Below are 21,911 nucleotides of genomic sequence, written 5' to 3' on the forward strand. Positions count from 1 at the left end.
CTGCTCTCGGCAGCCGTGACTGTCGTCCTGGTCCTCGTGCTGAGCCGCTGAACCCGTTCCGGGGCGGCAGGACCGCGCACCGGGACCCGTCAGTCGTCGCGTGAGCCCAGGACGACCACGTCACCGTGGCCGCCATACCCCATCACGTCCTCGGCGTACTGCGTGCCGTCGAAGGTCACCATGAGCCACCCGCCCCCCAGCTCCTCGGCTCGCTGCACCAGCTGCGGATGGGGGATGTTCGTGGGGTACGGCGCGTCGAGCCGGCCGACCCGGCGCATCTGCAGGTCGAAGACCGGGTAGTGGCGGGCCTCCCCGTCGCTGGCCAGGAACCACCACCGGTCCCCCACGCGCGCGAGGACGGGACCCTCGGTCTGGTGGAGGTCGTCGGCGGCGCCGACCCGCTCGAGCCCCTCGAACGGTGAGCCGGCCGAGGTCTGGGCGAGTGCCGGGTGGAAGTCGAAGGGGTCCTGGGACGGGCTCTCGACGAACCCGACCCGCCAGCGGTCACCGATGCGCGTGAACCCGGGGTCCCAGCAGCCGACGTCGGTCGGCAGCTCCGTCCGGGTGGTCTCCAGCAGGTGCACCCCCGCGAGCAGGTCGTCGGTCGTGGTCAGGTGCCGCACGTGCACCCCCGAGCCGTCGAAGTCACCCCACGACGAGGTCGCGACCAGCCAGCGGTCACCGTCGCGCACGAGCTGGCCCGCGTGGTCGCCGAGCAGCAGCCCGTCACGACGGGAGTAGAGCTGGGCCACCTGCTCGAGCCGGGTGGGGTCGGCCAGGTCCAGGGTGAACACCGCCCAGTGCGCCGCGGTGAAGAACCCCAGTCCGGCGCAGGTCCAGGTCAGGTAGAGCTTGCCGTCCCGCACGAGCGGGCGGCCGTCGGCGTGCTGGACCACGTGCGGGTCACGCAGCCCGGTCATCCCGAACAGCCCGGCGCGGACGTCGCCCAGCACCGCACTCCCCGAGCGGACGCCCCACGTGTAGGTGTACGACGCCAGGGTGGCCGGGTCGCGCAGGTCGACCAGTGCGGAGACCTTGTCCCGCTCGGTCAGCACCGGCCGCCACGCCGCGTCGGGGGTCCGGACCAGCACCGTGGCCTGGTTCTCGCACAGCACGAAGCCGAGGGTCGATCCGGGCGGCAGCTCGGTCCGGGCGCGCCGCAGCACGCGGGTCACCCCACCCGCGCGCACCTCGAGCGCCGCGGTCCGGGTCCCGGCGTTCCAGGTCGCGAACACCCGGTCCCCCGCCGCGGTCGACAGCCCCGCGACCAGCACGCCTCCGGGCCGGACCACGTCGACCTCCACCGCGGCGAAGGGCGCCTGCGGGGAACGGTCACCGCGGGTCACCGCACCGGTCTCGTCCTCGCCCTCGCGGCCGTCCTGGACGAACCCGGGGGCGACGACGTGGAAGGGGCGGTAGCGGTGCCGCTCGGTCAGCGAGAGGTCGAAGATGGTCTGCTCCTTCTCGGAGGGAGGGGTGGTCGCGGTGCAGGCGGAGACGAGCAGGCCGGCGGCGCCCGCGAGCACGGTCCGCCTGCTCAGGAGCGGCTGGTCGCTCACCCCTTGAGGCCGGACCGGGACACACCTTCGATCACGAACCGCTGCGAGAGCGCGTACAGGATCAGCACCGGGACGCTGGCGATGACGGCACCGGCCATCAGCAGGTCGTAGCGCACGTTGTTCGCCGACTGCAGCGTCGAGAGCCCCGCCTGCAGGGTCTGGTTCTCCGGGCTGAACAGGACGTACACCGGCCACAGGAAGTCGTTCCAGTTGGTCAGGAACGCCAGCAGGGTCAAGGTGGCGAGCGCCGGGCGCGACAGGGGCACGACGATCTTGCTGAACACCTGCCAGGTGTTGGCGCCGTCGAGGTAGGCGGACTCCTCGAGCTCGGTGGGCAGCGAGATGAAGAACTGCCGGAGGAAGAAGACCCCGAACGCGTTGGCCGCCGTCGGCACGATGACGGCCAGCAGCGTGTCCAACCAGAACAGCCGGCCGACGATCTCGTAGTTCGGGATGACCAGGATGACCGGAGGCACGAACAGGGTCGCCACGATCAGCCCGAAGACCACCTTCTTGCCCTTGAAGTCCATCCGGGCCAGGGCGTACGCCGCCAGGGAGGACGTCACCACGACGAGGAGCGCGTTGGACGTCGCCGCGATGATCGAGTTCGCGAACCACCGGAACACCGGGGTGTCGGTGGCGGACAGGATGGTCCGGTAGGCGTCCAGGGTCGGCGCCTGGGGGAACCAGGTCGGCGGCGTCTGCGCCGACTCCTGGCGCGACTTGAACGACGTCGAGACCATGAACAGCAACGGGCTGACGAAGGCCAGCGCGAGCAGGCTCAGGACGACGTACCGCAGGGTGCTGGTGGAGGACCTCATGCGCGCGCCCCCTTCCGCTCGCGGAACACCGCGAACACGACCACCGACAGCAGCATGAGCGCCAGGGTCAGGATCCAGCTCCCGGCGGCCGCGGAGCCCATCTGGAAGTTCTGCAGGCCGGTCTCGGCGATGTAGTAGATCGCGGTGCGGGTCTCCTGGCCCGGCGCGCCCTTCGTCATGATGAAGGACTGCCCGAACATGTTCGCCGACGCGATGATCGTCACCATCGTGACGAACATCGTCACCGGCCGGAGGCTCGGGAGCGTGACGTGCCGGAACCGTCCCCAGGCACCGGCGCCGTCCACGCGGGCCGCCTCGTAGAGCTCGCCGGGGACGTCCTGCAGCCCGGCCAGGAAGATCACCGCGTTGAAGCCGAGCGTCCACCAGATCGTGACCCCGACCAGGCTGACCCAGGCGGCCGGCACCGAGCTCAGCCAGGCCGTGTCGCCCGACAGCCCGATCGCCCCGAGCAGGGCGTTCACCACCCCGATGTTGGCGTCGAGCAGGAAGCGCCACAGCAGGCCGACGACGGCCACGCCCAGCACGTAGGGCGCGAAGAAGATCGTCCGGAACGCGTTGCGGCCGCGGAAGCCCTGGTTCATCACCAGCGCCACCGCGAGCGGGACCACGAGCAGGAGCGGCACCGCGCACACCGTGAAGATCCCGGTGGCCCGCATCGCGTTCCAGAACGGTGCGAACGTCACCGAGCTCGGGTCGAAGAGGTCCGCGTAGTTCCCCAGCCCCACGAACGGCTTGCCGGGCAGCGTGAAGTCCCAGTCGTGGAGGCTGATCCAGAGCCCCAGCAGGACCGGGGCGATCACGAAGGCGGTGAAGAGCGCGAGGTAGGGAGCCAGGAACGCCCAGGGCGTCCACGCCCGGCGGCTGGCCATCGTCGCCATCCTCAGGCCCCGAACTTCTTCAGGTTCGCCTCCATGAGCTTGGTCGCGTTGGCCGCCGACTTCGACAGCGCCGCGTCGACCGACGTCTTCTGCAGGACCGCCTCGTTGACCGCGACCTCGAGGGTCTGCGGCTGCACGTCACCGAGCCCCGGGACCGGCGGCAGGAAGTGCAGGTTCTCCAGGTAGTCCTTGAGGACGTACTGCTTGGAGTCGGTGAAGGCCGCCTCCTCCCGCGCGCTGTTGCGGGCCGGGATCATGCCGGCCTTGGACCAGGCGGCCGACTGCTTGCTCATCCAGCCGATGAACGACTTCGAGGCGTTGGCGCGGTTCGTGTCCTTGGCGGCCAGCTCGGTCAGGAAGAAGTGGTGCGAGTTCGCCCAGGACGCGGGCTGGTCGCCGATCGTCGGCAGCGGCGCCATGGCCCAGTTCAGGCCGGACGCGTCGAGGTCGTTGATCTGCCAGATGCCGTCCCACGTGATCGACGTCTTGCCGTTCTTGAACGCGAGGTACTGGGCGTCGGCGTCCACGTTCGTCGGGCTGTAGCCCTTCTTGATCTGGTCGACCATCCAGGTCAGACCCTTGACCCCGGCCTCGTCGTCGTACGTCGCGGCGGAGCCGTCCTCGGCGTACGGCGCGCCGCCGTTCTGCCACAGCAGGCTCAGGAACATCAGGTGGGCCGGCCACTTGTTCGGCACCCAGAAGGGCGTCTCGAAGCCCGCCTTCTGGAGCTTCTGGCAGGCCGCGTCGAAGCTGGCCGCGTCCGTCGGCGCCTCGGTGATCCCGGCCTTGTCGAAGTGGTCCTGGTTGTAGTACATCGCCAGGCAGTGCACGTCGAGGGGGATCCCGTAGCGCTTGCCCTGGTAGATCCCGGGGCCCCACACGGCGCCGGTGAAGTCCGACTCCGCGAGCCCGAGCGAGTCCGCGAGGTCGTCGAGCGGCACGATCACCTTGCGGGCGGCGTTGCTGGCGAGCTGGTCGAGGTGCATGGCCCCGACGTCCGGGCCCTTGCCGGCCTTGGTCGCGGCCGGGAGCCGCTGGTAGAAGTCCGCCCACTCGATGGTGTTCGGCTTGATGGTGATCTTGTCCTCGGAGGCGTTGAACTTCTTCACCAGCGCGGTCATCGCCGGCCCGTCGCCGCCGGTGAACCCGTTCCAGTAGGCGAGGTCCAGGTCCGGGCCCTTGTAGGCCCCGCCGGTGAAGCCGCCGACGCCCTGAGCGCCGGTGTCGCCGACCCCCTTACCGCCGCCGCAGCCCGCCAGCAGCCCCAGAGTGCCGACGGCACCCAGGGTCAGGAAGCCACGACGGCTCATCGGGCTCGGCAGCGACTGGTGCCCGAGTGTGGGGTTCATGTGCGGTGCTCCTCTGTGGTGGGGGTGGCGGCTGGTCAGGACTGGTGGGGGGACGAAGCAGGACCCGCGGCGGTGAACCTCAGGACCGCCCAGGACACCGCGGGCAGCACGGCCGAGATCCGGCCGTCCTGCACCTCGACACCCTCGAGGGGCCGCGGGCGCACCGCGTCGGGTGCGGCCTCGGTGTTGGTCGTGGTCGGGTCGTCGGCGGTCAGGACGGTGGCCTCGAGCAGCCGCAGCCCGGTGAACGAGCGGGCGTCCGCCTCGAACCGCACCTGCTCCTGCTGGTCGCGGTTCACGCACAGCACGGTGAGCGCCCCGGCCTGCTCGTCCCAGGTGGCCACCGCGTCCAGGACGGGTACGTCGTCGTGGTCGGCGGTCGAGTGCCGGCGCACGCGCGGCTCCACGCGAAGCACCTCACCGCGCGCGTAGCGGCTGGCCTGCGCGAACGGGTGGAAGATCGTCTGCCGCCAGGCACCGCCGTCGGCACGGGTCATGATCGGCGCGATGACGTTGACGAGCTGGGCCTGGCAGGCGATGCCGACCCGGTCACAGTGCCGCAGCAGGGTGATCAGCAGCGAGCCGACCACCACCGCGTCGGTGACGTCGTAGACGTCCTCGATCAGGGCCGGGTCCTCGTCGTCGTACGCCAGTCCGTCCTGCCCGGCGAAGCGGGACTGGTGCCACACGTTCCACTCGTCGACGGACAGCCGCAGCCGCCGCTGGGAGCGGACCCGGGCCCCGACGTGGTCGGCGGTGGCGACCACGGTGCGGATCATGTGCTCGAGGTCGAGCGAGCTGGCCAGGAAGCTGGCGCGGTCGGTGACGTGCGGGTCGTAGTAGGTGTGCAGGGACACGTAGTCGACGAGGTCGTAGCACTCCTCCAGCATCGTGGCCTCCCACGCGCCGAAGGTCGGCATCGCGCTGTTGGAGCTGCCGCAGGCGACCAGCTCGATGCGCGGGTCGACCATCCGCATGGCCCGAGCCGTCTCGGCGGCGAGCCGACCGTACTCGTGGGCGGTCTTGTGACCCACCTGCCAGGGGCCGTCGAGCTCGTTGCCCAGGCACCAGGTCCGGACGTCGTGGGGTTCCTTGGTGCCGTTGGCCCGACGCAGGTCCGACAGCTCGGTGCCTCCGGGGTGGTTGCAGTACTCCAGCAGGTCCACCGCCTCCTGCACCCCGCGGGTGCCGAGGTTCACCGCGAGGATCGGCTCCAGGCCGACCCGCTCCGCCCAGCGGGCGAACTCGTCGACGCCGACCTCGTTCGTCTCGACCCGGCGCCAGGCGAGGTCGAGGCGGCGCGGCCGCTCCGCGACCGGACCGATCCCGTCCTCCCAGCGGTAGCCGGAGACGAAGTTGCCGCCCGGGTAGCGCGCCGCGGTCGGGCCGAGCTCGCGCACCAGGTCGGCCACGTCCGAGCGGAACCCGTCGGCGTCGGCGGTGGGGTGGGACGGCTCGTAGATGCCGGTGTAGACGCTGCGGCCCATGTGCTCCACGAACGTGCCGTAGAGCCGGGGGTCCACGGTGCCGATTCGGAAGGAAGCGTCAATTGTGACGGAGGCCACATGCATCCCATATTTGTAGCGTAGGTTTACATCGTTGTAAACCCACGGCCCACTACCGTGGGCCCGTCCACCCCTCTCGATGCCCTGGGAGCCACATGCGGGTCCGGCTGCGCGACGTCGCGGAGCACGCCGGTGTCTCGGTCAAGACGGTCAGCAACGTCGTCAACGGGTACGTGCACGTCTCCCCCGCCATGCGGGAGAAGGTCCAGGCCGCGCTCGAGGAGCTCAACTACCGGGCGAACCTGTCGGCGCGGTCGCTGCGCCGGGGTCGCTCGGGGCTGATCGCGCTCGCGGTGCCGGCCCTCGACATGCCGTACTTCGCGGAGCTGACCCGCTTCGTCGTGCAGGAGGCAGAGCTGCTCGGGTGGACGGTCCTGGTCGACCAGACCGACGGCCTGCGCGAGCGGGAGCAGGTGGTGGCCACGGGCCTCCGCAGCCACCTCATCGACGGGCTGATCCTGAGTCCCGTCGCGATGGACTACGCCGAGCTCAGCGCGGTCCGCGACGAGACCCCGATGGTGCTGCTCGGGGAGAAGATCGGCGGGGCCGACATCGACCACGTGGCGTTCGACAACGTCGCGGCGGCCCGGGTCGCCACCGAGCACCTGCTCTCGCTGGGCCGCACCCGGGTGGCGGCCATCGGCTACCAGGCAGGGGTGGTCGCCCGGTCCGGGGTCGCGGAGGTCCGGCGCACGGGCTACGAGCAGGCCCTCGCGGCGGCCGGCCTGCCGGTGCGAGCCTCGCTCACCCGCACGGTGGCGGGCTTCCAGCGGCTAGAGGGCGCCCGCGCGATGGACTCCCTGCTGGCGGAGCGCCCGGACGCGGTGCTCTGCTTCAACGACCAGCTCGCGCTCGGTGCCCTGCGGGCCCTGGCGGTCGCCGGCGTGCCGGTCCCCGACGAGGTCGCGGTCATCGGCATCGACGACATCGAGGACGGACGGTTCTCCTCGCCCACCCTCAGCACGATCGCCCCCGACAAGGCCGCCGTCGCCCGGGAAGCGGTACGCCTCCTGCACCACCGCCTGGGCGGACCCGCCGCGCCCAGTCGTGAGGTCAGTGTGGGCTTCGAGCTGGTGGCCCGTGAGTCGACGCTGGGCCGACGGGGCTGACACCGGACCCGGGCGGGTGGGCTCGTTCTCACCGCCGACGTGCCGGACCCGGCGGAGGGAGTGAGAAACAGGCGCCCGGGCACAGGGTCCGAAGGCATCGATTTCCGCGCCCACCGTCGAACGCTCGGAGAACCCGCCGATGAAGGCATGGCCAGTGAAGTACGCCCGCCAGTCCCGCCAGGGCCAGGACCCTGACGTCGACGGAGAACGACGGGCAGGGCTCCCGACGGTTCCTGTCGAGCGCCCCGACGCGACGGCAGCACCTGAGCCGGAGCCGGCTCCGGTGCCGGTCGCCGACCAGATCGCCGAGGCGGACCAGGAGACCGAGCAGCTGGTCGAGGACCACGTCCGCGGAAACGTCGACGACGTCGCGGTGAACACCCTGGGTGCACCGCTGAACCGGCGTTCACCGTTCTACCTCGGACTCATGGCGGGGCTGGGCCTGCTCGTGTCCTACGGTCTCGTGCACATGCTCCTCGAGCTGACCCAGATCCTCACCTTCATCCTGGTGTCGCTGTTCCTGGCGCTCGGTCTCGAGCCGCTGGTGTCCCGTCTCGTGCACCGGGGACTCCGGCGCGGCTGGGCGGTGGTCGTGGTCATGCTCGCGCTGCTCACCGTCCTGGCCTTCATCGGGTGGATGGTCGTGCCCACGTTCGTGCAGCAGATCGGCAGCCTCGTCGAGAAGACCCCCGGATACCTCAGCGACCTCCAGCACAACCGGCTCGTCGAGCGGCTCGACAGCCGGTTCCACGTCGTGGAACGAGCCCAGGCCCGTGCGACCTCCAGCATCAGCGCGAGCACCCTCACCTCGGTGCTGGGTGGGGTGCTGGGAGCCGGCAAGGCGCTGGTCGACGGCGTCGTCGCCGTGGTCACCGTGCTGGTCCTGACGTTGTACCTGATGGCCGCGCTCCCCTCGGTCAAGACGGCCTGCTACAAGCTCGTGCCGCACGGGAGGCGGGTCCGGGTGGTGTACCTCGGGGAGGAGATCTCCCGACGCGTCGGCGGCTACGTCCTGGGGCAGACGGCGGTGGCCACCGTCAACGGGGTCCTCACGTGGATCATGCTCATGGTGCTGGGACTGCCGTTTCCCGCGGTGCTGGCGGTGCTGGCCGGGCTGCTGGCCCTCGTCCCCATCATCGGTACCGTCATCGGCGGCGTCGTCATCACGCTGGTGGCGCTCTCGGCCGGCTGGAGCACCGCCCTGCTCGCGCTGGGCTACTACATCGCCTACCACGTCTTCGAGGCCTACGTGCTCTCACCGCGGATCATGCACCACGCCGTCGACGTTCCCGCCGTGGTCACCATCGTGGCGGTCCTGGCCGGTGGTGCCCTGCTGGGGGTGGTCGGGGCCCTCATCGCGATCCCGGTCGCCGCGGGGCTGGCACTGATCTACGACCAGGTGCTCGTGCCGCGCCAGCAGGGCCTCACCGCCTCGGCTGCCTCGGACGCGCACTGACCGGCGGCGTACGGCTGAGCGGCTCCACCCGTCCCGCCCGATCGCCGTTTGTGCGCCGGCTCCCGGGGTAGGACCTCGCCAGCCAGTTCACCCGGACCCTGTGGATCAGGTTGAGGAGACGTCATGACCTGCGCACGCTGCGGAGCCACCGTCCTGGACCGCATGAGGCACCTCGCGTGGCACGCGAGGAACGACGATCCGGACAACCGCCTCGCGGAGCCCACGGGCACCCGCGGCGCCGCCGAGACGACAGCCCCGCGGACCAGGACGGCCGAGGCCGCGCTCTCCACCACCGCGCTGGCGCCGGAGCACGAGCGCGGTCACGACGAGCCCTAGGGCAACGAGCACGAGGCCCGGGTCGTCCGGCGGGGCGCACCGGTCGCGTCGTCAGTCGGCGTCCTGGGTCTCGCCGCGGCTCTCGCGCAGCGCACGACCCCTGTCGACGTCCTTCTGCCGCTTGCCCCGTTGCTTCTCGAGGTTGCGGTCGTCGCGGGGTGGCAGCTGCACGGTCTCCTCGGCAGCGATGCCGGCCTGCAGCTCGCGGCCGCGCTCGATCTCGGCGTCGAGCTCGGCGCCGAAGAGCAGGACCAGGTTGGTGATCCACAGCCAGAGCAGGAACACCACGACCCCGGCGAGGGAGCCATAGGTCTTGTTGTAGGAGGAGAAGTGGGCGACGTAGAAACCGAAGAGCGCCGTGGCGAGCACCAGCACGACGATGGCGACGAGGGCGCCGATGCTGACCCACCGGAACTTCGGCTGCTTGATGTTGGGGGTCGCCCAGTAGAGGATCGCGACCACCAGCACCACGACCAGGAGCATCACCGGCCACTTGGCGATGTTCCACACGGTGATCGCGGTGGAACCGATGCCGATTGCGTCGCCGACGGCGGAGGCGGCCGGCCCGGTCAGCACCAGCGCGAGCAGGACGGCCGCCACCAGCAGCAGCTCGACCAGCGTGACGAGCAGCTGGACCGGGCGGAGCTTCCACACCGGACGCCCCTCGCCGACCTCGTACATGCGGTTCATGGCCCGGCTGAACGCGCCGACGTAGCCCGACGCCGACCACAGCGCGGTCGCCAGTCCCACCACGAAGGCGATGCCGGCCGCCTGTGGCTGGCCGGCCAGGGACGTCAGGGTCGGCTCGAGCGTCTTGGCCGCCGATCCGGCACCGACCTGCCGGAGCACGTCCAGCAAGGCGGTGACCGTCTTCGGGCCCTGGCCGAACAGCCCGATGAGCGAGACCAACGCGATGAACGCGGGGAACATCGCCAGCACGGCGTAGTAGGTCAGCGCCGCCGCGAGGTCGGTGCACTGGTCCTGGGAGAACTCCCGGGCCGTCTTGCGGGCGACGTACACCCACGAGGGCTTCTTGATGTCTCGGGGGGGGAGTCGGGCTTGGCGTCGTCCTCGGGGTGCGGCGCGTCGGTCCGGTCGGTGCTGGTGGAGGACGTCATCGTCCCCGCCTCCGGACGAGCACCACGGCGACCCCGACTGCCACGACCAGCGCGGCCGCTCCCGCGCCGCCTGCGAGCACGGCCGGGGTCGGCTTGCCCTCGTCGGTGGTGGCGGCGGCCTTGCCGTCGCGCGCCCAGTCCGCGACCTGTGCGCGGGCGGCGACCGTCCGGTCCTTCAGCCTCAGCCTGGTCGTGGCCACCTTCTCCTTCGCCCGGGACTTGACGTCGAGCTTGGCGGTCAGCGCGTCGACGGTCTCGCCGAGCTGCTCCCGGGTGTGCTCGATGTCGGCCTGGAGCTCGGGGACGGTCGGCTTCTCGTCCGCTCCGGCGGGGGCCGGGCCTGGGGCGTTGTCCGGTGTGCTCATGCGCGCGAACCTCCCTTGACGGTGGCGAGCAGGGTGCCGCCGCCGTACAGCGCGACCACGCCGGCGCCGCCGAACAGTCCGACGCCCAGGCCGGCCTTCTGCGCCTTCTGGCTCATCTCGGCCTGCGCCAGCCTGATCTCGCTGCGGATCAGCTCGGTCGACTGCTGGGTGAGCCTGCCGATCAGCTCACCGGTCGCCGGCTCGGGGGTGTGGACAGTCGGGTCCTGACGGCTCATGCCGGCCCACCACCCGGTGCCGTGGTGACCGGCGAGGTCGCCGGGATCTGCTCGGAGCGCTCGCGACCGTCGCGGGTCCCGAGGACGGAGCCGGCAGCGCCGGCGAGCAACGTCAGCTTCTTCCATGGTTCCTCCGTTCGGTCCGCGAGCGGACCCGGTCAAAGGGGGCGGTTCCCCGCGTCGGCGGGGCGGCGCCGAGGCGCTGGTTCTCGTCATCGGTCACGCCGCACCAGCGGGGGTGCCCACACCCTTACGCCGTAAACCTGCTCGTCTTACGTTGTAAGTCGGCGGTGGCACCGGCGCCCGGCGGCCGTGACGGGGCTGGATGTGTACGCTCGCCGCGGAAGGGGGCCCGATGCCCGACGAACCTCGCGACGTCCACACCGACGCCGACGCGGACCTGGTGGCCGGCCGCGAACCGCCGTCGACGCGGCAGCCGCTGGACCGCGCCCGCATCGTGGCCGCAGCCATCTCCTACATCGACGAGTTCGGGCTGCCGGGACTCTCCATGCGCCGGCTGGGCGGGATGCTCGGCGTGGAGGCGATGTCGCTCTACCGCTACGTCCCCGGTCGCGAGAACCTGCTGGACGCCGTCGTCGGCTCCGTCCTCGACGAGATGGCCGTGGACGAGGAGGTGCTCGACGCGCCGCGCGACGGCTGGCAGGACTTCCTGCAGAGGCTCGCCCACGGGGTGCGCCGGGTGGCCCTCGCCCACCCGCGGGCGTTCCCGCTGGTCGCCTCACGCCCGACCGAGGCGCCGTGGCTCCGGCCGCCGCTGCGCAGTCTCGACACCGTCGAGACGTTCCTGCGCGGGCTCATCGAGGAAGGCTTCACCGACGACGCCGCGGTCGCCGCCTATCGGGCCTTCACCAGCTTCTTGCTCGGTCACCTGCTGCTGGAGGTCTCGACCTACGGCGCCGACGTCGGGCCCCTGGACGTGATCGACGACGCGGAACCCCGCAACGAGCGGCCCCTGGACCACCCCACCGTCCAGAGGCTCAGCGCGGCACTCGGCGAGGACCACGCCGCGACGGAGTTCGAGGAGGCGCTGGAGAACCTGCTCGACCGCATCGCGCTCGTGCAGTCCGAGAGCGCGCCCGGTGGTGTCGCCGGTCCGGACCGGGGCTGACCCGCACGAAGGGCACTTGAGGGCGTGCAGCACGCCGTTGACCGCCAGCTTCATCGCGGCGCCCGTCCCGACCGGACCGAGGTGCACCACGCGCCGGGCCATCAAGTCGTGCACCGGGCGGGCCCGGTCGAGGGCGTCCGCGTCCCCGCGGGCCATCACGACCAGGCCGCCGGACTCGACGGTCGAGACGCTGCCGCTGACCGGGGTGTCGAGCGGCGCGGCGCCGGAGTCGTGAGCCTGCCCAGCGAGCCCGCGCACCGTGGCCGGGGCGACGGTGCTGGCGTCGCAGACCACTGCGCCGGCCCGCAGTCCGGCCAGGACCCCGTCCGCACCGTCGTACGCCGCGACCCGCGGGCTGCCCGCGCCGAGCAGTCGTGCGTGTCCGCGACCTGCTCGGCCTTGCTGCGGGTGCGGTTGTGCACGACCACCGGGAAGCCCGCGCCGCGGATCCGGCCCACCATCGCGGCGCCCATCCGCCCGGTGCCGACCACCGCGACGATCACTGCAGCAACCACCCGCCGTCCACGAACAGGTCGACCCCGTTCACCGACCGGTTCCGGATCAGGAAGTCCACCGCGTCGACGATGTCGGCCATCGCGACGTTGCGACCGGTGGGGGTGCGCTCGCGCACCGCCGTCGTGGCGGCGTCCTTGCCCGCCCAGAACGGGCTGTCGCCCACGATCCCCGGGTGCAGCGCGTTGACCCGCAGGGGCGCGAGCTGCACCGCCAGCGTGCGGACCATGCCGCTGACGCCGCCGTTCACGGTCGAGACGGTGGTCGAGCCCGGGTAGGGGCGCTCCTTCGCCAGCCCGCCGAAGAGCACGATCGACCCTGCCGTCGAGAGCCGGTCCCGCAGGGCGTGCACGGTCGCGGTGTAGCCGACCAGCTTCATCGTCACGAGGTACGTCGCCGCTGCGACGTCGTACTCCCGGACGGTGTTCGCGTCGCGGGTGATCGCGGCCAGCACCAGGTGGTCGAGCGGGCCGACGTCGGCGAGCACCGCGGGCAGGTCGTCCGGTCTCGACAGGTCCACCGCGATGCCCGTCGCTCCCCCGCCCACCTCCGCGGCGACCTCGCCGGCCCGGTCGGCGTCGCGGCCGCTGAGCGTCACCGCCCAGCCCTCGCCGGCGTAGCGGCTGGCGATCTCCCGGCCGATGCCCGAGGTCCCGCCGACCACGAGGATCCGTTGTGCGTCCGTCATCCCCTCACCCTGCCTGTCGTGTCGTTCAGGTAGTCCCAGTCCCGGGCGAACCGGTAGGAGTGCCGCCGCGGCGGCTGTGGCGCCTGGGTCTCCAGCCAGCGCAGCGGTCCGTCGCCTACGTTGCGGAACCCGTGCACGGTGCCCACCCCGGCCCAGGCCACGTCGCCGGCACCGAGCAGGTGGTGCTCGCCGTCGAAGGTCGCCTCCGCCTGCCCCTCGAGGAAGTAGTAGGTCTCCTCGAACGGGTGGTCGTGCGCACCCGCGACACCGTCGGGGTCGTAGCGCACCATGAACATGGTCGACAGCTGGGCGCCGAGGTCGGAGTCCACCATCATCTTCACGGTGATGCCGCTGTAGACGAGCAGCGCGGTGCGCATGCTGGCCGAGACCGCGAGCACCTCCTGGCTCTGCCGCCCGACGTCCAGGTGGCCCGGGGTGACGGTGCCGAACCGCCGCGTGCGCGGGTCCCGTACGTCGATCGGGCGCGGGTCAGGGGTCGTCGGCAGGTCGACCAGGGTGGTGTCGTCGTCGTACCTGCTGCGCGGCACGGGCGCCTGCATCTCCGCCCAGCGCACGGCGCGCCCCTCGTCGTTGCGCCAACGGTGCGGGACCCCGACCGGGAACAGCCCGTAGTCGCCCTCCCCCACCCGGAAGGCACCCTCGGGCGTCTCCACGACGCCGCCGCCCGCGACCACGAAGAAGCTCTCCTCGAAGGAGTGCACGTGCGCCGGCAGCCGGCCGCCGGGGTCGAGCTCGCAGACGCCGAAGCCGGTGTGCACCGCACCGGTGTCCTCCCCGACGGGGTCCCACCGCCGGTGGCCGGACGCGCCCGCGGCCCAGCCCCGGGGCACCGCGAGCACCGCGTCACCGCCGGACCGGACCAGGTGACCTCCCGTCATGCCGACTTCGCGGTCGCGACGGCGTCGAGCAGGTAGTCGCGCGAACGCTCCACCCCGCTCCGGGCGGCGTCGATGTCGGCGAGCAGCCTGCCGTCCCGCTTCCGCACGGACCCGGCGACGACCACCGTGTCCACGTTCGACACGTCCGCGCAGAGCACGACCGCGGCCACCGGGTCGACGACCGGGGCGACGTTCAGCGCGGTCGCGTCGATCAGGACCACGTCCGCCTGCTTGCCCGGGCTGAGCGTGCCCACCTTGTCCTCCAGCCCGGCGACGTACGCCCCGTCGACCGTCGCCGCGTGCAGCATCTCCTGCGCGGTCAGCACGTCCTTGGGGACCTGCTCGTTGGGCTCGTACTTCTCCTCGTGCACGCGCGCGCGGTCGGTGCCGAAGGCGGACCGCATCTGGGTGAACATGTCGCCGGGCACCGTGGTCACCACGTCGATCGACAGGCTCGGACGCAGGCCCAGGCGGAGTGCCTTGCGCACCGGCGGCCAGCCGTGCCCCATCTGCACCTCGACCTGCGGCGCCACCGAGACGCGACCGCCGCTGTCCTTGACCAGCCGCCACTCCTCCTCGCTGAAGTGGCAGCAGTGCACGAAGGTGGTGTCCGGGCCGAGCAGGTCGTACTCGTGCAGCGTGGCGACCATGCCGAACCGGCCGGCCAGCCGGCCCATCGCCACGTGCACGGTGAGCGGGAGGTCGAGCTCGCGGGCGAGTGCCCACTCGCTCCGCACCACCTCCTCGGTGCAGAACCCGGGACCGCGGGTGGCCAGGCCCATGGTCAGCAGGCCGTCGTCGGAGCTGAAGTAGGTGTCCCGGATCCGCCGCACGTCGTCACCCGGGATGGCGATCGTGCTGTCGAACCAGTAGTCGGCCAGCGACAGGTTCGCGCTCCCGTAGGCGTAGAGCGAACGGATCCCGGAGTCCCGGAGGGCCGAGACGGCGGCGTCCGGGTGCTCGGGGGTGTTGTTGATGTGCGACCAGTCGACGAGCGTGGTGATGCCCGCGTTGAGGCACTCCAGCGAGCCGGCCAGGTTGCTGGCGTACACGTCCTCGGGCCGGTACACCGGCGCGAACGTGTCGAGCACCTCCACGAAGTAGTCGTCGAGCGTCGCGTTCGGGGCGCAGCCGCGGATCGCCGCCTCCCAGGTGTGCCGATGCGTGTCGACGAACCCGGGGAGCACGATCCGCCCGGTGGCGTCCACGACCTCGGCGTCGGCGGCGATCTCGGTGTCGACGGCGACGATCTTGTCGTCCTCGATCAGCACGTCGCCACGGGGAAGGTCCCCGATGGCTGGGTCCATGCTGAGCACCGTCCCCCCGCGGATCAGCATTCGGTCTGTCATGGCTGCTCCCTCTCCTCCGGCTGTGTCATCTGGGTCGAGCTGTGGCTAGTAGGCGGCCAGCCGCCGTACGACGTCGACCACCGACCCGACGGTGGGCAGGACCTGGTCCTCGAGGGCGTCCGCGAAGGGCAACGGCACGCACGCGGCGGCGACCCGGCGGATCGGGGCGTCGAGCAGCTCGAAGCCCTCGTCGGCGACGAGCGCGGCGACGGTCGCGCCCCAGCCGCCCTGGTAGGGGTTCTCCTCGACCGTGACCAGCCGCGAGGTCCTCGCGACCGAGGCGAGCACGGCCGACGCGTCGAGCGGGACCAGGCAGCGCAGGTCCAGCACCTCCGCGGAGACCCCCTCCTCGCGCGAGCTGCTCGGCGGCGGTGAGCGCCATCGGCACGGTGGAGGCGAGCGCGACGAGCGTGACGTCGCTGCCCTCACGCACCGTCGCCGCGCGACCGAGCTCCACCACGTGGTCGGCGGGCGCCGGCTCGCCCTTGGAGGCGAACAGTCCCTTGTGCTCGAAGACGACCACCGGGTCGTCGCTGCGGATCGCCGCCGCCATCAGCCCGACGACGTCCGCGGGGGTGCTGGGCGCGACGATCTTGACGCCGGGCACGGTCAGCACCCAGTTCTCGACGGCCTGCGAGTGCTGCGCGCCGAAGCCGAGCCCGCCGCCGTTCGCGGTGCGGATCACCAGCGGCACGGTGACCTGCCCGCCGGTCATGTAGCGCACCTTCGGGATCTCGTTCGCCACGTAGTCCCAGCAGCAGGCGAGGAAGTCGGAGAACATGATCTCGGCGACCGGACGCAGCCCGGTCATCGCGGCGCCCAGGGCGGCACCGACGATGGCCTGCTCGGAGATCGGGGTGTCCCAGACCCGGTCCGGGCCGAACTCCCTGAACAGTCCGGTCGTGGTCTTGAAGACGCCCTCGGCGGCGCCGATGTCCTCGCCGAGGCAGACCACGGTGGGGTCGCGCCGCATCTCGCGGGCGATGCCCTCGGCGACCGCCTCGCGGTAGGTGATCACGTCCGCCATGCCGAGCCCCCGTCGGCCCACACGTCGGTCAGCGCCTCGGCCGGGTCGGCGGCGGGCGCCTCGTCGGCCTCGCGCACCGCGTCCGCGACCGTCCGCTCCACCCGCTCGTCCACCCGGGCGAGGTCGTCCTCCCCGACCCCGAGGGCGCCGAGCCGGGCCCGCGTGACGATCAGCGGGTCCCGCGCGAGCCACGCCTCGACCTCGTCGGCCGGACGGTACCTGCCAGGGTCGGTGCGGCTGTGCCCGAAGTGCCGGTAGGTCCGGGCCTCCACCACCGTCGGCCCGTCCCCGGCCCGCGCCCGTCGTACGGCGTCCAGCAGCGCGGCGTGCACCACCTCGACGTCGTTGCCGTCGACGACGCTCGCCGGCATCCGGTGCGCCGCGGCCCGGTCGGCGGCGGGGTTCTCCGCGGAGGTGACCGAGGCGATCGGGGTGTACTCCATGTAGAGGTTGTTCTCGCACACGAAGACCACCGGCAGCCGCCACACCGCGGCCAGGTTCAGCGCCTCGTGGAACGCCCCGATGTTGGTCGCGCCGTCCCCGAAGAACGCCACGGCGACCTGGTGCGTGCCCCGCACCCGGGCCGACCAGGCCGCCCCGACCGCCATCGGCAGGTGCGCCCCGACGATCGCGTAGGACCCCAGCATCCCGGCCGCGGACTTGGTCAGGTGCATGCTGCCGCCCTTGGCCTTGCACAGGCCGGTCGCCTTGCTCATCAGCTCGGCCAGGCACTCCGCGGGTGACGCGCCGCGGGCCATCGCGTGGTGGTGACCCCGGTAGGTGGCGAACACGTAGTCGTCCGGTGCGAGCGCGGCGCTCGCACCGACCGCGACCGCCTCCTGGCCGGATGCCAGGTGCGTGGTGCCCTTGACCTTGCCGGCCATGAACAGGTCGAACGCGGCCTTCTCGGTGCGCCGGATCACCGCCATCTGCTCGTACAGGCCGAGCAGGGCCGCGGCGTCGAGCCGCTCGCTCGTGTCGACGGTCATGCCCCCTCCTCACCCCGCCCGGCCGCCGTGTTCAGGTGCGACTGCGCGTCGCGCAGCGTGTCCAGCTCGCCGCCCACCGTCCAGTACTTCCGCCCGGCGACCAGCAGGTCCTCGGCGGGGAACTTGGTGATCACCTCGCAGCCGTCCGCGGTGACCACCACCTCTTCCTCGATGCGGGCGGCGCCCCAGCCGTCGGCCGAGGGCCAGTAGGTCTCGAGCGCGAACACCATCCCCTCCTCGAGGACCTCGGGGTGCTCGAGCGAGACCAGCCGCGAGAAGATCGGCTTCTCCCAGATGGACAGCCCGACGCCGTGGCCGTACTGCAGCGCGAACGCCGCCTCCTCGTCCGAGAAGCCGAACTCCGGCGCCGTCGGCCACAGCGACACGACGTCGGCCGTGGTGACGCCCGGCCTCACCAGCGCGATCGCCCGGTCCATGTACTCCCGGCAGCGCACGTAGGCGTCGCGCTGCGCGGGTGAGGCGCTGCCCACCGCGAACGTGCGGTAGTAGCAGGTCCGGTAGCCCAGGTGGCTGTGCAGGATGTCGAAGAACGCCGGGTCGCCGGGTCGGACGACCCGGTCGGAGTACACGTGCGGGTGCGGCGCGCAGCGTTCCCCCGAGATGGCGTTGACCCCCTCGACGTACTCGCTGCCGAGGTCGTAGAGCACCTTCGCGACCAGCCCGACGCACTCGTTCTCCCGCACGCCCGGCCGCAGGAACGCGTAGAGCTCGTCGTACGCCGCGTCGACCATCGCGCACGCCTGGGTCAGCAGCGCGATCTCGTCGGGGGTCTTGATCCGGCGGGCCTCCAGGAAGACCTGCTGCCCGTCCACCACGTCGAGGCCCGCGGCCCGCAGCGCGGCCAGCACCGGCATCTCGACCACGTCGACGCCGACCGGCTCGCCCTCGAGCCCGTGCCCGCGCAGCACCGTGACGATCTTCCGGGCGACGTCCTCGGCGATCGGGGCGTCCGGGTGGAAGGCCCCGCGCAGGGTGGAGATCCCCGCCCGGGCCCGGTCCGTGCCGTCCAGCCAGGGGTTGAAGAGCTGGTGGTGCCGGGCGGCCGAGCCGAAGTCCCACACGACCGGGTCGCCCCCGCGAGGCAGCAGCGCGAACCGGATCAGCTTGTCCATCGCCCAGGTCCCGATGTGGGTCGAGGTCATGTAGCGGATGTTCGCGAAGTCGAAGGTGAGCAGCGAACCCAGCGAGGAGCTCTCCAGGGAGCGGTGCAGCCGCACCAGCCGCGCCCGGCGCAGCCGGTCCAGGTCGACACGCTGCTCCCAGTCCACGGCGTTCGGACCATACGTGCGGATGCTCACGGCTGCACCTCCACGACCTGCCAGGGCGGCGCACGGGGCCCGAGGCGTGCAGGTGAGCGGAGCACGGGGTGACCCCGTGAGGAAGTGACGTGGTCACGTGTGTTCAGCATCACTTACCATCAGTACAACCCAGGTGGACGTGCTCGTCAACGGGTGAGGAGCAGCCGGTGAAGCCGCACGACATGCCGCCGATCGGGGCCCGGATCCGTGCCCGGCGAGCGGGCCGGGGCTTGACCCTGCGCGGGCTCGCGCGCGAGATCGGTGTCTCCGCGAGCCTGATCTCCCAGATCGAGACCGACAAGGCGCAGCCCTCCGTGAGCACGCTGTACGCCATCTCCTCCGCGCTCGGCGTCGGGGTCGAGGACCTGATGACGATGGCCGGGGACGGACACCCCCAGGGCGGCACCGGTCCCGAGGACGCCGAGTCGTCCGTCGTACGACGGGTGGGGCCGGTGGTGACGCCCGAGGACCGCGAGTCGATCACCTTGGACTCGGGGGTCTCCTGGCAGCTGCTGGGCCAGGTGCCCGGCGTGCCCGTCGAGTTCCTGCTGGTCACCTACGCACCAGGCGGCGCGTCGTCGTCGACCGGGCTGCTGATGCGGCACACCGGCACCGAGTACGGCTACCTGCTCCACGGCGAGCTGGTGCTCACCCTCGGGTTCGAGGAGCGGCGGCTGGCACCGGGCGACGCCGTCTGCTTCGAGTCCGCGACGCCGCACGCCTACCGCAACGAGGGCGATCAGCCGGCTGTCGGCGTCTGGTTCGTCCGCGAGGGCGGGACAGGCTGAGCCCCCAGCCGCCGCCCGTTCAGCAGGCGAGAGTGTCCGCGCGGCGGTCGATGCCCTGGAGCTGGAGCACGGGGGCGCTGACAGCGACCGACCAAACCGGACGCGATCCGTCCGGGAACGGACCTATCGTTCCGGTCATGGCTATCGCACGATTCCCGGTCGTCGTCCTCGACTGCCCGGACCCCCAGATCCTGGCCGAGTTCTACGGCGCCCTGCTCGACTGGAAGGTCGAGCAGAGCGGAGACGACTGGTGCACCCTCCGCGCCGAGTACGGCGACTCGCTGTGCTTCCAGAAGGTCGAGCGCTTCACACCACCACGGTGGCCCGGCCAGGACGTTCCGCAGCAGATGCACCTCGACGTCGTGGTCGACGACCTCGACCTCGCGGAGACAGCGGTGCTCGAGCTTGGCGCGACCAAGCACGAGCACCAGCCGGGGACGACGTTCCGAGTCTTCCTCGACCCCGCGGGCCATCCGTTCTGCCTCTGCTCGAACTGAGGCGACCCGGGCCACCGGTGGTCGTACCCGGCGATCGGGAGCAAGATGAGGTCACCGGACGCGCCAGGGGTGAGGGAGCGGTGAGATGTCCGAAGACACGATGGTCCACAGCGTCGAGGCGGCGCTGCACTCTCTCGGGGTCCAGGAGCAGGTGACCGCGGCCGGTCAGTTCCAGCCCCGCGGTCACACGGGCAGCATGTTCGCCGGCGGCATGATCGGCGACAGCCTGGCAGGCGCGCTCGGCAGCCCGGCGGACTCCGTGGCGACCGTCGGCGGCGCGCTGGCCGGGGCTCGGATGCACGACGCCGCCAGCGGGCTGCCGACGAGCATGCTGGTCGCCGTCACCGCCACCCATGTGTACGGGTTCGCTGCGGCGCACCGCAGCAGTCCCGTCGGTGCGCTGGTGTTCGGGATGCCTCGGGACCGCATCGAGGTGAAGGTGCACCAGCGGGTGAACGTACGGGTCCTGGAGCTGGTCGACGGCTCCACCGGCTCGGCCATCCAGCTCGAGGGCAACCGGATCCCGCTCACGCACAGCAAGGACGTCATCGACGCCCTCCGCGAGTGAGCGGAGCGGCGCGGTTCGGTCCGGCGAGGGTTCGAGCGCTAGCGACGCCCGGCAGCGAAGTAGGCGATCGGCCCGAGGGGCTGGACGACGAAGGAGAGCATCCAGGCCGCCTTCGGCCCGCGGACCTCGTCACTGCGTCTGCTCGCAAGATCGCGCAAGGCCGCCAGCGTCATCGCCGCCTCGAGAGTCCCACCCACGACGACGGCACGCTTCTGCGTCGTGCTGAGGTCCGACCACGTCCGCTTCGCCATGGCCTCAGGTTAGCCGCGGCTCCGATGAGTTCGGCACTCGCCGACGGTCGACCCCGTGTGACGGCACGACGGACCCGACACGAAGGAGCACGTGATGAGCACCCTCACCGTCGACCTCTTCTCCAGCCTCGACGGGTTCGGTGGAGCCGAGGGCTGGCCGGGCTACTGGGGCAAGGAAGGCCCTGAGCTGATGGCCTGGTTGGAGGAGAAGCTGGCCGAGGACCACGTCCTCGTCATGGGCGCGCACACCTACCGGACCATGTCCGAGATCGTTGCCGCACAGGAGGACCCGACCTTCGCCAGGATGGCCGAGATCCCCAAGGTCGTGTTCTCCACGACGCTGGACCTGCCGCTGGCCTGGGAGAACACGGAGCTGGTCGCCGAGGACGCCGTCGCGGCGATGGCCAGGATGAAGCAGGAGCGGTCGGCACCGATGCGGACGATGGGAAGCATCTCGCTCAGCACGTCCCTGCTGCGAGCAGGTCTCGTCGACTACCTCCAGGTCACGGTCTTCCCGGTCGTCACCGGGCAGTCCGGGCGGGAGCCGTTGTTCGCCGGCGGGCCGGACCTGGATCTCGAGCTCGTCGACTCGCGCACGTTCGACGGCCGCGCACAGCTCCTCGGGTACGTGCCGACCCTTCACTGACGAGGCGTCCGCGCCCTGCCGTCCTAGTCTGGTCCGGAGACCTCACAGAGAGGAACGGCCACATGGACGAGAGCGAAGGCATCGACGCCAGCGCGGTACCCGACGGTCCGGGGTGCTCGGACTGCTCCGCCTCCGAACCGTCGGGGTGGTGGCTGCACCTACGCCGCCGCGCGCAGTGCGGTCACATCGGCTGCTGCGACTCCTCCCCCGGTCGGCACGCCCGGGAGCACGCGATGGCCCTGGGCCACCGCTACGTCCAGAGCTACGAGCCGGGCGAGGACTGGTTCTGGGACTTCGCCACAGGCCGGATGTTCGAGGGTCCGCGCCTCGCGCCACCCACTTCGCACCCGGCCGAGCAACCGGTGCCCGGTCCGCGCGGTGGGGTGCCCCTGGACTGGCAGACGCAGCTCCACTGACCCCGCGGCTCCGGGACCG

24 protein-coding genes and 2 pseudogenes are annotated in these 21,911 nt (G+C 71.6%); 9 read left to right on the forward strand and 17 right to left on the reverse strand.

What is annotated here, in order from left to right:
- Positions 1-89: 89 nt before the first annotated feature.
- The 5 genes from KRR39_RS09305 to arfA are packed head-to-tail and all read right to left on the reverse strand — an operon-like array spanning position 90 to position 6,199.
- Positions 90-1,559, reverse strand: coding sequence for a hypothetical protein (locus KRR39_RS09305; protein ID WP_216941745.1), 1,470 nt, complete (start codon positions 1,557-1,559; stop codon positions 90-92).
- On the reverse strand, positions 1,556-2,380 hold the full coding sequence (locus tag KRR39_RS09310) for a carbohydrate ABC transporter permease (RefSeq protein WP_216941746.1): 825 nt from the start codon (positions 2,378-2,380) through the stop codon (positions 1,556-1,558). Before KRR39_RS09310 ends, KRR39_RS09305 begins: the two co-directional genes overlap by 4 nt.
- Positions 2,377-3,270 (reverse strand): carbohydrate ABC transporter permease, encoded by an 894-nt coding sequence (locus tag KRR39_RS09315; RefSeq protein WP_216941747.1) that lies wholly within the window; start codon positions 3,268-3,270, stop codon positions 2,377-2,379. The genes KRR39_RS09310 and KRR39_RS09315 overlap by 4 nt, the downstream gene beginning before the upstream one ends.
- Before the next feature lie 11 nt (positions 3,271-3,281).
- Positions 3,282-4,628, reverse strand: a complete 1,347-nt coding sequence (locus KRR39_RS09320; RefSeq protein ID WP_216941748.1) for an ABC transporter substrate-binding protein — start codon at positions 4,626-4,628, stop codon at positions 3,282-3,284.
- Positions 4,629-4,663: 35 nt separating this feature from the next.
- Positions 4,664-6,199, reverse strand: a complete 1,536-nt coding sequence (gene arfA / locus KRR39_RS09325) for an arabinosylfuranosidase ArfA (protein ID WP_216941749.1) — start codon at positions 6,197-6,199, stop codon at positions 4,664-4,666.
- A gap of 89 nt (positions 6,200-6,288) precedes the next feature.
- Between arfA and KRR39_RS09330 the strand changes: the two genes are divergently transcribed.
- From KRR39_RS09330 to KRR39_RS09340, 3 genes are all read left to right on the forward strand, one after another.
- A complete protein-coding gene (locus tag KRR39_RS09330; RefSeq protein WP_216941750.1) occupies positions 6,289-7,302 on the forward strand; it encodes a LacI family DNA-binding transcriptional regulator in 1,014 nt (337 codons plus the stop codon).
- A 139-nt stretch (positions 7,303-7,441) separates the two neighbouring features.
- The gene (locus KRR39_RS09335; RefSeq protein ID WP_216941751.1) at positions 7,442-8,758 is read left to right on the forward strand and encodes an AI-2E family transporter; all 1,317 of its coding nucleotides are present in this window, start codon (positions 7,442-7,444) and stop codon (positions 8,756-8,758) included.
- Positions 8,759-8,881: 123 nt separating this feature from the next.
- Positions 8,882-9,094: a hypothetical protein gene (locus KRR39_RS09340; RefSeq protein ID WP_216941752.1), complete on the forward strand. Its 213-nt coding sequence runs from the start codon at positions 8,882-8,884 to the stop codon at positions 9,092-9,094.
- A 51-nt stretch (positions 9,095-9,145) separates the two neighbouring features.
- Here the strand turns inward: KRR39_RS09340 and KRR39_RS09345 are convergent, their stop codons facing one another.
- From KRR39_RS09345 to KRR39_RS09355, 3 genes are all read right to left on the reverse strand, one after another.
- Positions 9,146-10,114, reverse strand: coding sequence for a YihY/virulence factor BrkB family protein (locus KRR39_RS09345; protein WP_254185634.1), 969 nt, complete (start codon positions 10,112-10,114; stop codon positions 9,146-9,148).
- A gap of 94 nt (positions 10,115-10,208) precedes the next feature.
- Complete coding sequence (locus KRR39_RS09350; RefSeq protein ID WP_216941753.1) at positions 10,209-10,577, reverse strand: DUF3618 domain-containing protein; 369 nt, start codon at positions 10,575-10,577, stop codon at positions 10,209-10,211.
- Positions 10,574-10,813, reverse strand: a complete 240-nt coding sequence (locus KRR39_RS09355) for a phage holin family protein (protein WP_216941754.1) — start codon at positions 10,811-10,813, stop codon at positions 10,574-10,576. The genes KRR39_RS09350 and KRR39_RS09355 overlap by 4 nt, the downstream gene beginning before the upstream one ends.
- Positions 10,814-11,168: 355 nt before the next feature.
- Between KRR39_RS09355 and KRR39_RS09360 the strand changes: the two genes are divergently transcribed.
- Complete coding sequence (locus KRR39_RS09360; RefSeq protein ID WP_216941755.1) at positions 11,169-11,942, forward strand: TetR/AcrR family transcriptional regulator C-terminal domain-containing protein; 774 nt, start codon at positions 11,169-11,171, stop codon at positions 11,940-11,942.
- Between the two features lie 87 nt (positions 11,943-12,029).
- Here KRR39_RS09360 and KRR39_RS26040 read toward each other — a convergent pair.
- The 8 genes and pseudogenes from KRR39_RS26040 to KRR39_RS09395 form a co-directional block, all read right to left on the reverse strand.
- Positions 12,030-12,457, reverse strand: a pseudogene (locus tag KRR39_RS26040) (NAD(P)-binding domain-containing protein); the annotation flags it as partial.
- On the reverse strand, positions 12,442-13,143 hold the full coding sequence (locus tag KRR39_RS09370) for an SDR family oxidoreductase (RefSeq protein WP_216941757.1): 702 nt from the start codon (positions 13,141-13,143) through the stop codon (positions 12,442-12,444). The pseudogene KRR39_RS26040 and the gene KRR39_RS09370, both read right to left, overlap by 16 nt.
- Positions 13,140-14,042, reverse strand: coding sequence for a cupin domain-containing protein (locus KRR39_RS09375; protein WP_216941758.1), 903 nt, complete (start codon positions 14,040-14,042; stop codon positions 13,140-13,142). Before KRR39_RS09375 ends, KRR39_RS09370 begins: the two co-directional genes overlap by 4 nt.
- Entirely contained in the window at positions 14,039-15,391 is a 1,353-nt protein-coding gene (locus tag KRR39_RS09380) for an amidohydrolase family protein (RefSeq protein ID WP_216941759.1), read from the reverse strand. Before KRR39_RS09380 ends, KRR39_RS09375 begins: the two co-directional genes overlap by 4 nt.
- A gap of 45 nt (positions 15,392-15,436) precedes the next feature.
- Positions 15,437-15,820 (reverse strand): transketolase C-terminal domain-containing protein, encoded by a 384-nt coding sequence (locus tag KRR39_RS26045; RefSeq protein WP_367303732.1) that lies wholly within the window; start codon positions 15,818-15,820, stop codon positions 15,437-15,439.
- 76 nt (positions 15,821-15,896) lie between these two features.
- A pseudogene (locus KRR39_RS26050) lies at positions 15,897-16,418 on the reverse strand (alpha-ketoacid dehydrogenase subunit beta); the annotation flags it as partial.
- Complete coding sequence (locus KRR39_RS09390; RefSeq protein ID WP_216941761.1) at positions 16,406-17,407, reverse strand: thiamine pyrophosphate-dependent dehydrogenase E1 component subunit alpha; 1,002 nt, start codon at positions 17,405-17,407, stop codon at positions 16,406-16,408. The gene KRR39_RS09390 and the pseudogene KRR39_RS26050, both read right to left, overlap by 13 nt.
- On the reverse strand, positions 17,404-18,726 hold the full coding sequence (locus tag KRR39_RS09395; RefSeq protein WP_216941762.1) for a M24 family metallopeptidase: 1,323 nt from the start codon (positions 18,724-18,726) through the stop codon (positions 17,404-17,406). The genes KRR39_RS09390 and KRR39_RS09395 overlap by 4 nt, the downstream gene beginning before the upstream one ends.
- A gap of 167 nt (positions 18,727-18,893) precedes the next feature.
- Between KRR39_RS09395 and KRR39_RS09400 the strand changes: the two genes are divergently transcribed.
- The 3 genes from KRR39_RS09400 to KRR39_RS09410 all read left to right on the forward strand — a co-directional run bounded on the left by KRR39_RS09400 (position 18,894) and on the right by KRR39_RS09410 (position 20,579).
- Entirely contained in the window at positions 18,894-19,514 is a 621-nt protein-coding gene (locus KRR39_RS09400; protein ID WP_216941763.1) for a cupin domain-containing protein, read from the forward strand.
- 137 nt (positions 19,515-19,651) lie between these two features.
- On the forward strand, positions 19,652-20,011 hold the full coding sequence (locus KRR39_RS09405; protein ID WP_216941764.1) for a VOC family protein: 360 nt from the start codon (positions 19,652-19,654) through the stop codon (positions 20,009-20,011).
- An 85-nt stretch (positions 20,012-20,096) separates the two neighbouring features.
- On the forward strand, positions 20,097-20,579 hold the full coding sequence (locus KRR39_RS09410) for a hypothetical protein (protein WP_216941765.1): 483 nt from the start codon (positions 20,097-20,099) through the stop codon (positions 20,577-20,579).
- Between the two features lie 38 nt (positions 20,580-20,617).
- Here KRR39_RS09410 and KRR39_RS09415 read toward each other — a convergent pair whose 3' ends face one another.
- A complete protein-coding gene (locus tag KRR39_RS09415; protein WP_216941766.1) occupies positions 20,618-20,830 on the reverse strand; it encodes a PLD nuclease N-terminal domain-containing protein in 213 nt (70 codons plus the stop codon).
- Positions 20,831-20,924: 94 nt separating this feature from the next.
- On the opposite strand from KRR39_RS09415, the gene KRR39_RS09420 reads away from it, so the two are divergent.
- Together KRR39_RS09420 and KRR39_RS09425 are read left to right on the forward strand one after the other, a co-directional pair.
- Positions 20,925-21,476: a dihydrofolate reductase family protein gene (locus tag KRR39_RS09420; protein ID WP_254185635.1), complete on the forward strand. Its 552-nt coding sequence runs from the start codon at positions 20,925-20,927 to the stop codon at positions 21,474-21,476.
- Between the two features lie 62 nt (positions 21,477-21,538).
- Positions 21,539-21,892: a UBP-type zinc finger domain-containing protein gene (locus tag KRR39_RS09425; protein WP_216941768.1), complete on the forward strand. Its 354-nt coding sequence runs from the start codon at positions 21,539-21,541 to the stop codon at positions 21,890-21,892.
- Positions 21,893-21,911 lie beyond the last annotated feature (19 nt).

The organism is Nocardioides panacis (genome assembly GCF_019039255.1).
Lineage (GTDB): Bacteria > Actinomycetota > Actinomycetes > Propionibacteriales > Nocardioidaceae > Nocardioides_B > Nocardioides_B panacis.

Coding starts and splice junctions, on each gene's coding strand:
- KRR39_RS09310 (WP_216941746.1), bottom strand. CDS start 2,380: ATGAGGTCCTCCACCAGCACCCTGCGGTACGTCGTCCTGAGCCTGCTC.
- KRR39_RS09315 (WP_216941747.1), bottom strand. CDS start 3,270: ATGGCCAGCCGCCGGGCGTGGACGCCCTGGGCGTTCCTGGCTCCCTAC.
- KRR39_RS09320 (WP_216941748.1), bottom strand. CDS start 4,628: ATGAACCCCACACTCGGGCACCAGTCGCTGCCGAGCCCGATGAGCCGT.
- arfA (WP_216941749.1), bottom strand. CDS start 6,199: ATGCATGTGGCCTCCGTCACAATTGACGCTTCCTTCCGAATCGGCACC.
- KRR39_RS09330 (WP_216941750.1), top strand. CDS start 6,289: ATGCGGGTCCGGCTGCGCGACGTCGCGGAGCACGCCGGTGTCTCGGTC.
- KRR39_RS09335 (WP_216941751.1), top strand. CDS start 7,442: ATGAAGGCATGGCCAGTGAAGTACGCCCGCCAGTCCCGCCAGGGCCAG.
- KRR39_RS09340 (WP_216941752.1), top strand. CDS start 8,882: ATGACCTGCGCACGCTGCGGAGCCACCGTCCTGGACCGCATGAGGCAC.
- KRR39_RS09350 (WP_216941753.1), bottom strand. CDS start 10,577: ATGAGCACACCGGACAACGCCCCAGGCCCGGCCCCCGCCGGAGCGGAC.
- KRR39_RS09355 (WP_216941754.1), bottom strand. CDS start 10,813: ATGAGCCGTCAGGACCCGACTGTCCACACCCCCGAGCCGGCGACCGGT.
- KRR39_RS09360 (WP_216941755.1), top strand. CDS start 11,169: ATGCCCGACGAACCTCGCGACGTCCACACCGACGCCGACGCGGACCTG.
- KRR39_RS09370 (WP_216941757.1), bottom strand. CDS start 13,143: ATGACGGACGCACAACGGATCCTCGTGGTCGGCGGGACCTCGGGCATC.
- KRR39_RS09375 (WP_216941758.1), bottom strand. CDS start 14,042: ATGACGGGAGGTCACCTGGTCCGGTCCGGCGGTGACGCGGTGCTCGCG.
- KRR39_RS09380 (WP_216941759.1), bottom strand. CDS start 15,391: ATGACAGACCGAATGCTGATCCGCGGGGGGACGGTGCTCAGCATGGAC.
- KRR39_RS09390 (WP_216941761.1), bottom strand. CDS start 17,407: ATGACCGTCGACACGAGCGAGCGGCTCGACGCCGCGGCCCTGCTCGGC.
- KRR39_RS09405 (WP_216941764.1), top strand. CDS start 19,652: ATGGCTATCGCACGATTCCCGGTCGTCGTCCTCGACTGCCCGGACCCC.
- KRR39_RS09410 (WP_216941765.1), top strand. CDS start 20,097: ATGTCCGAAGACACGATGGTCCACAGCGTCGAGGCGGCGCTGCACTCT.
- KRR39_RS09415 (WP_216941766.1), bottom strand. CDS start 20,830: ATGGCGAAGCGGACGTGGTCGGACCTCAGCACGACGCAGAAGCGTGCC.
- KRR39_RS09420 (WP_254185635.1), top strand. CDS start 20,925: ATGAGCACCCTCACCGTCGACCTCTTCTCCAGCCTCGACGGGTTCGGT.
- KRR39_RS09425 (WP_216941768.1), top strand. CDS start 21,539: ATGGACGAGAGCGAAGGCATCGACGCCAGCGCGGTACCCGACGGTCCG.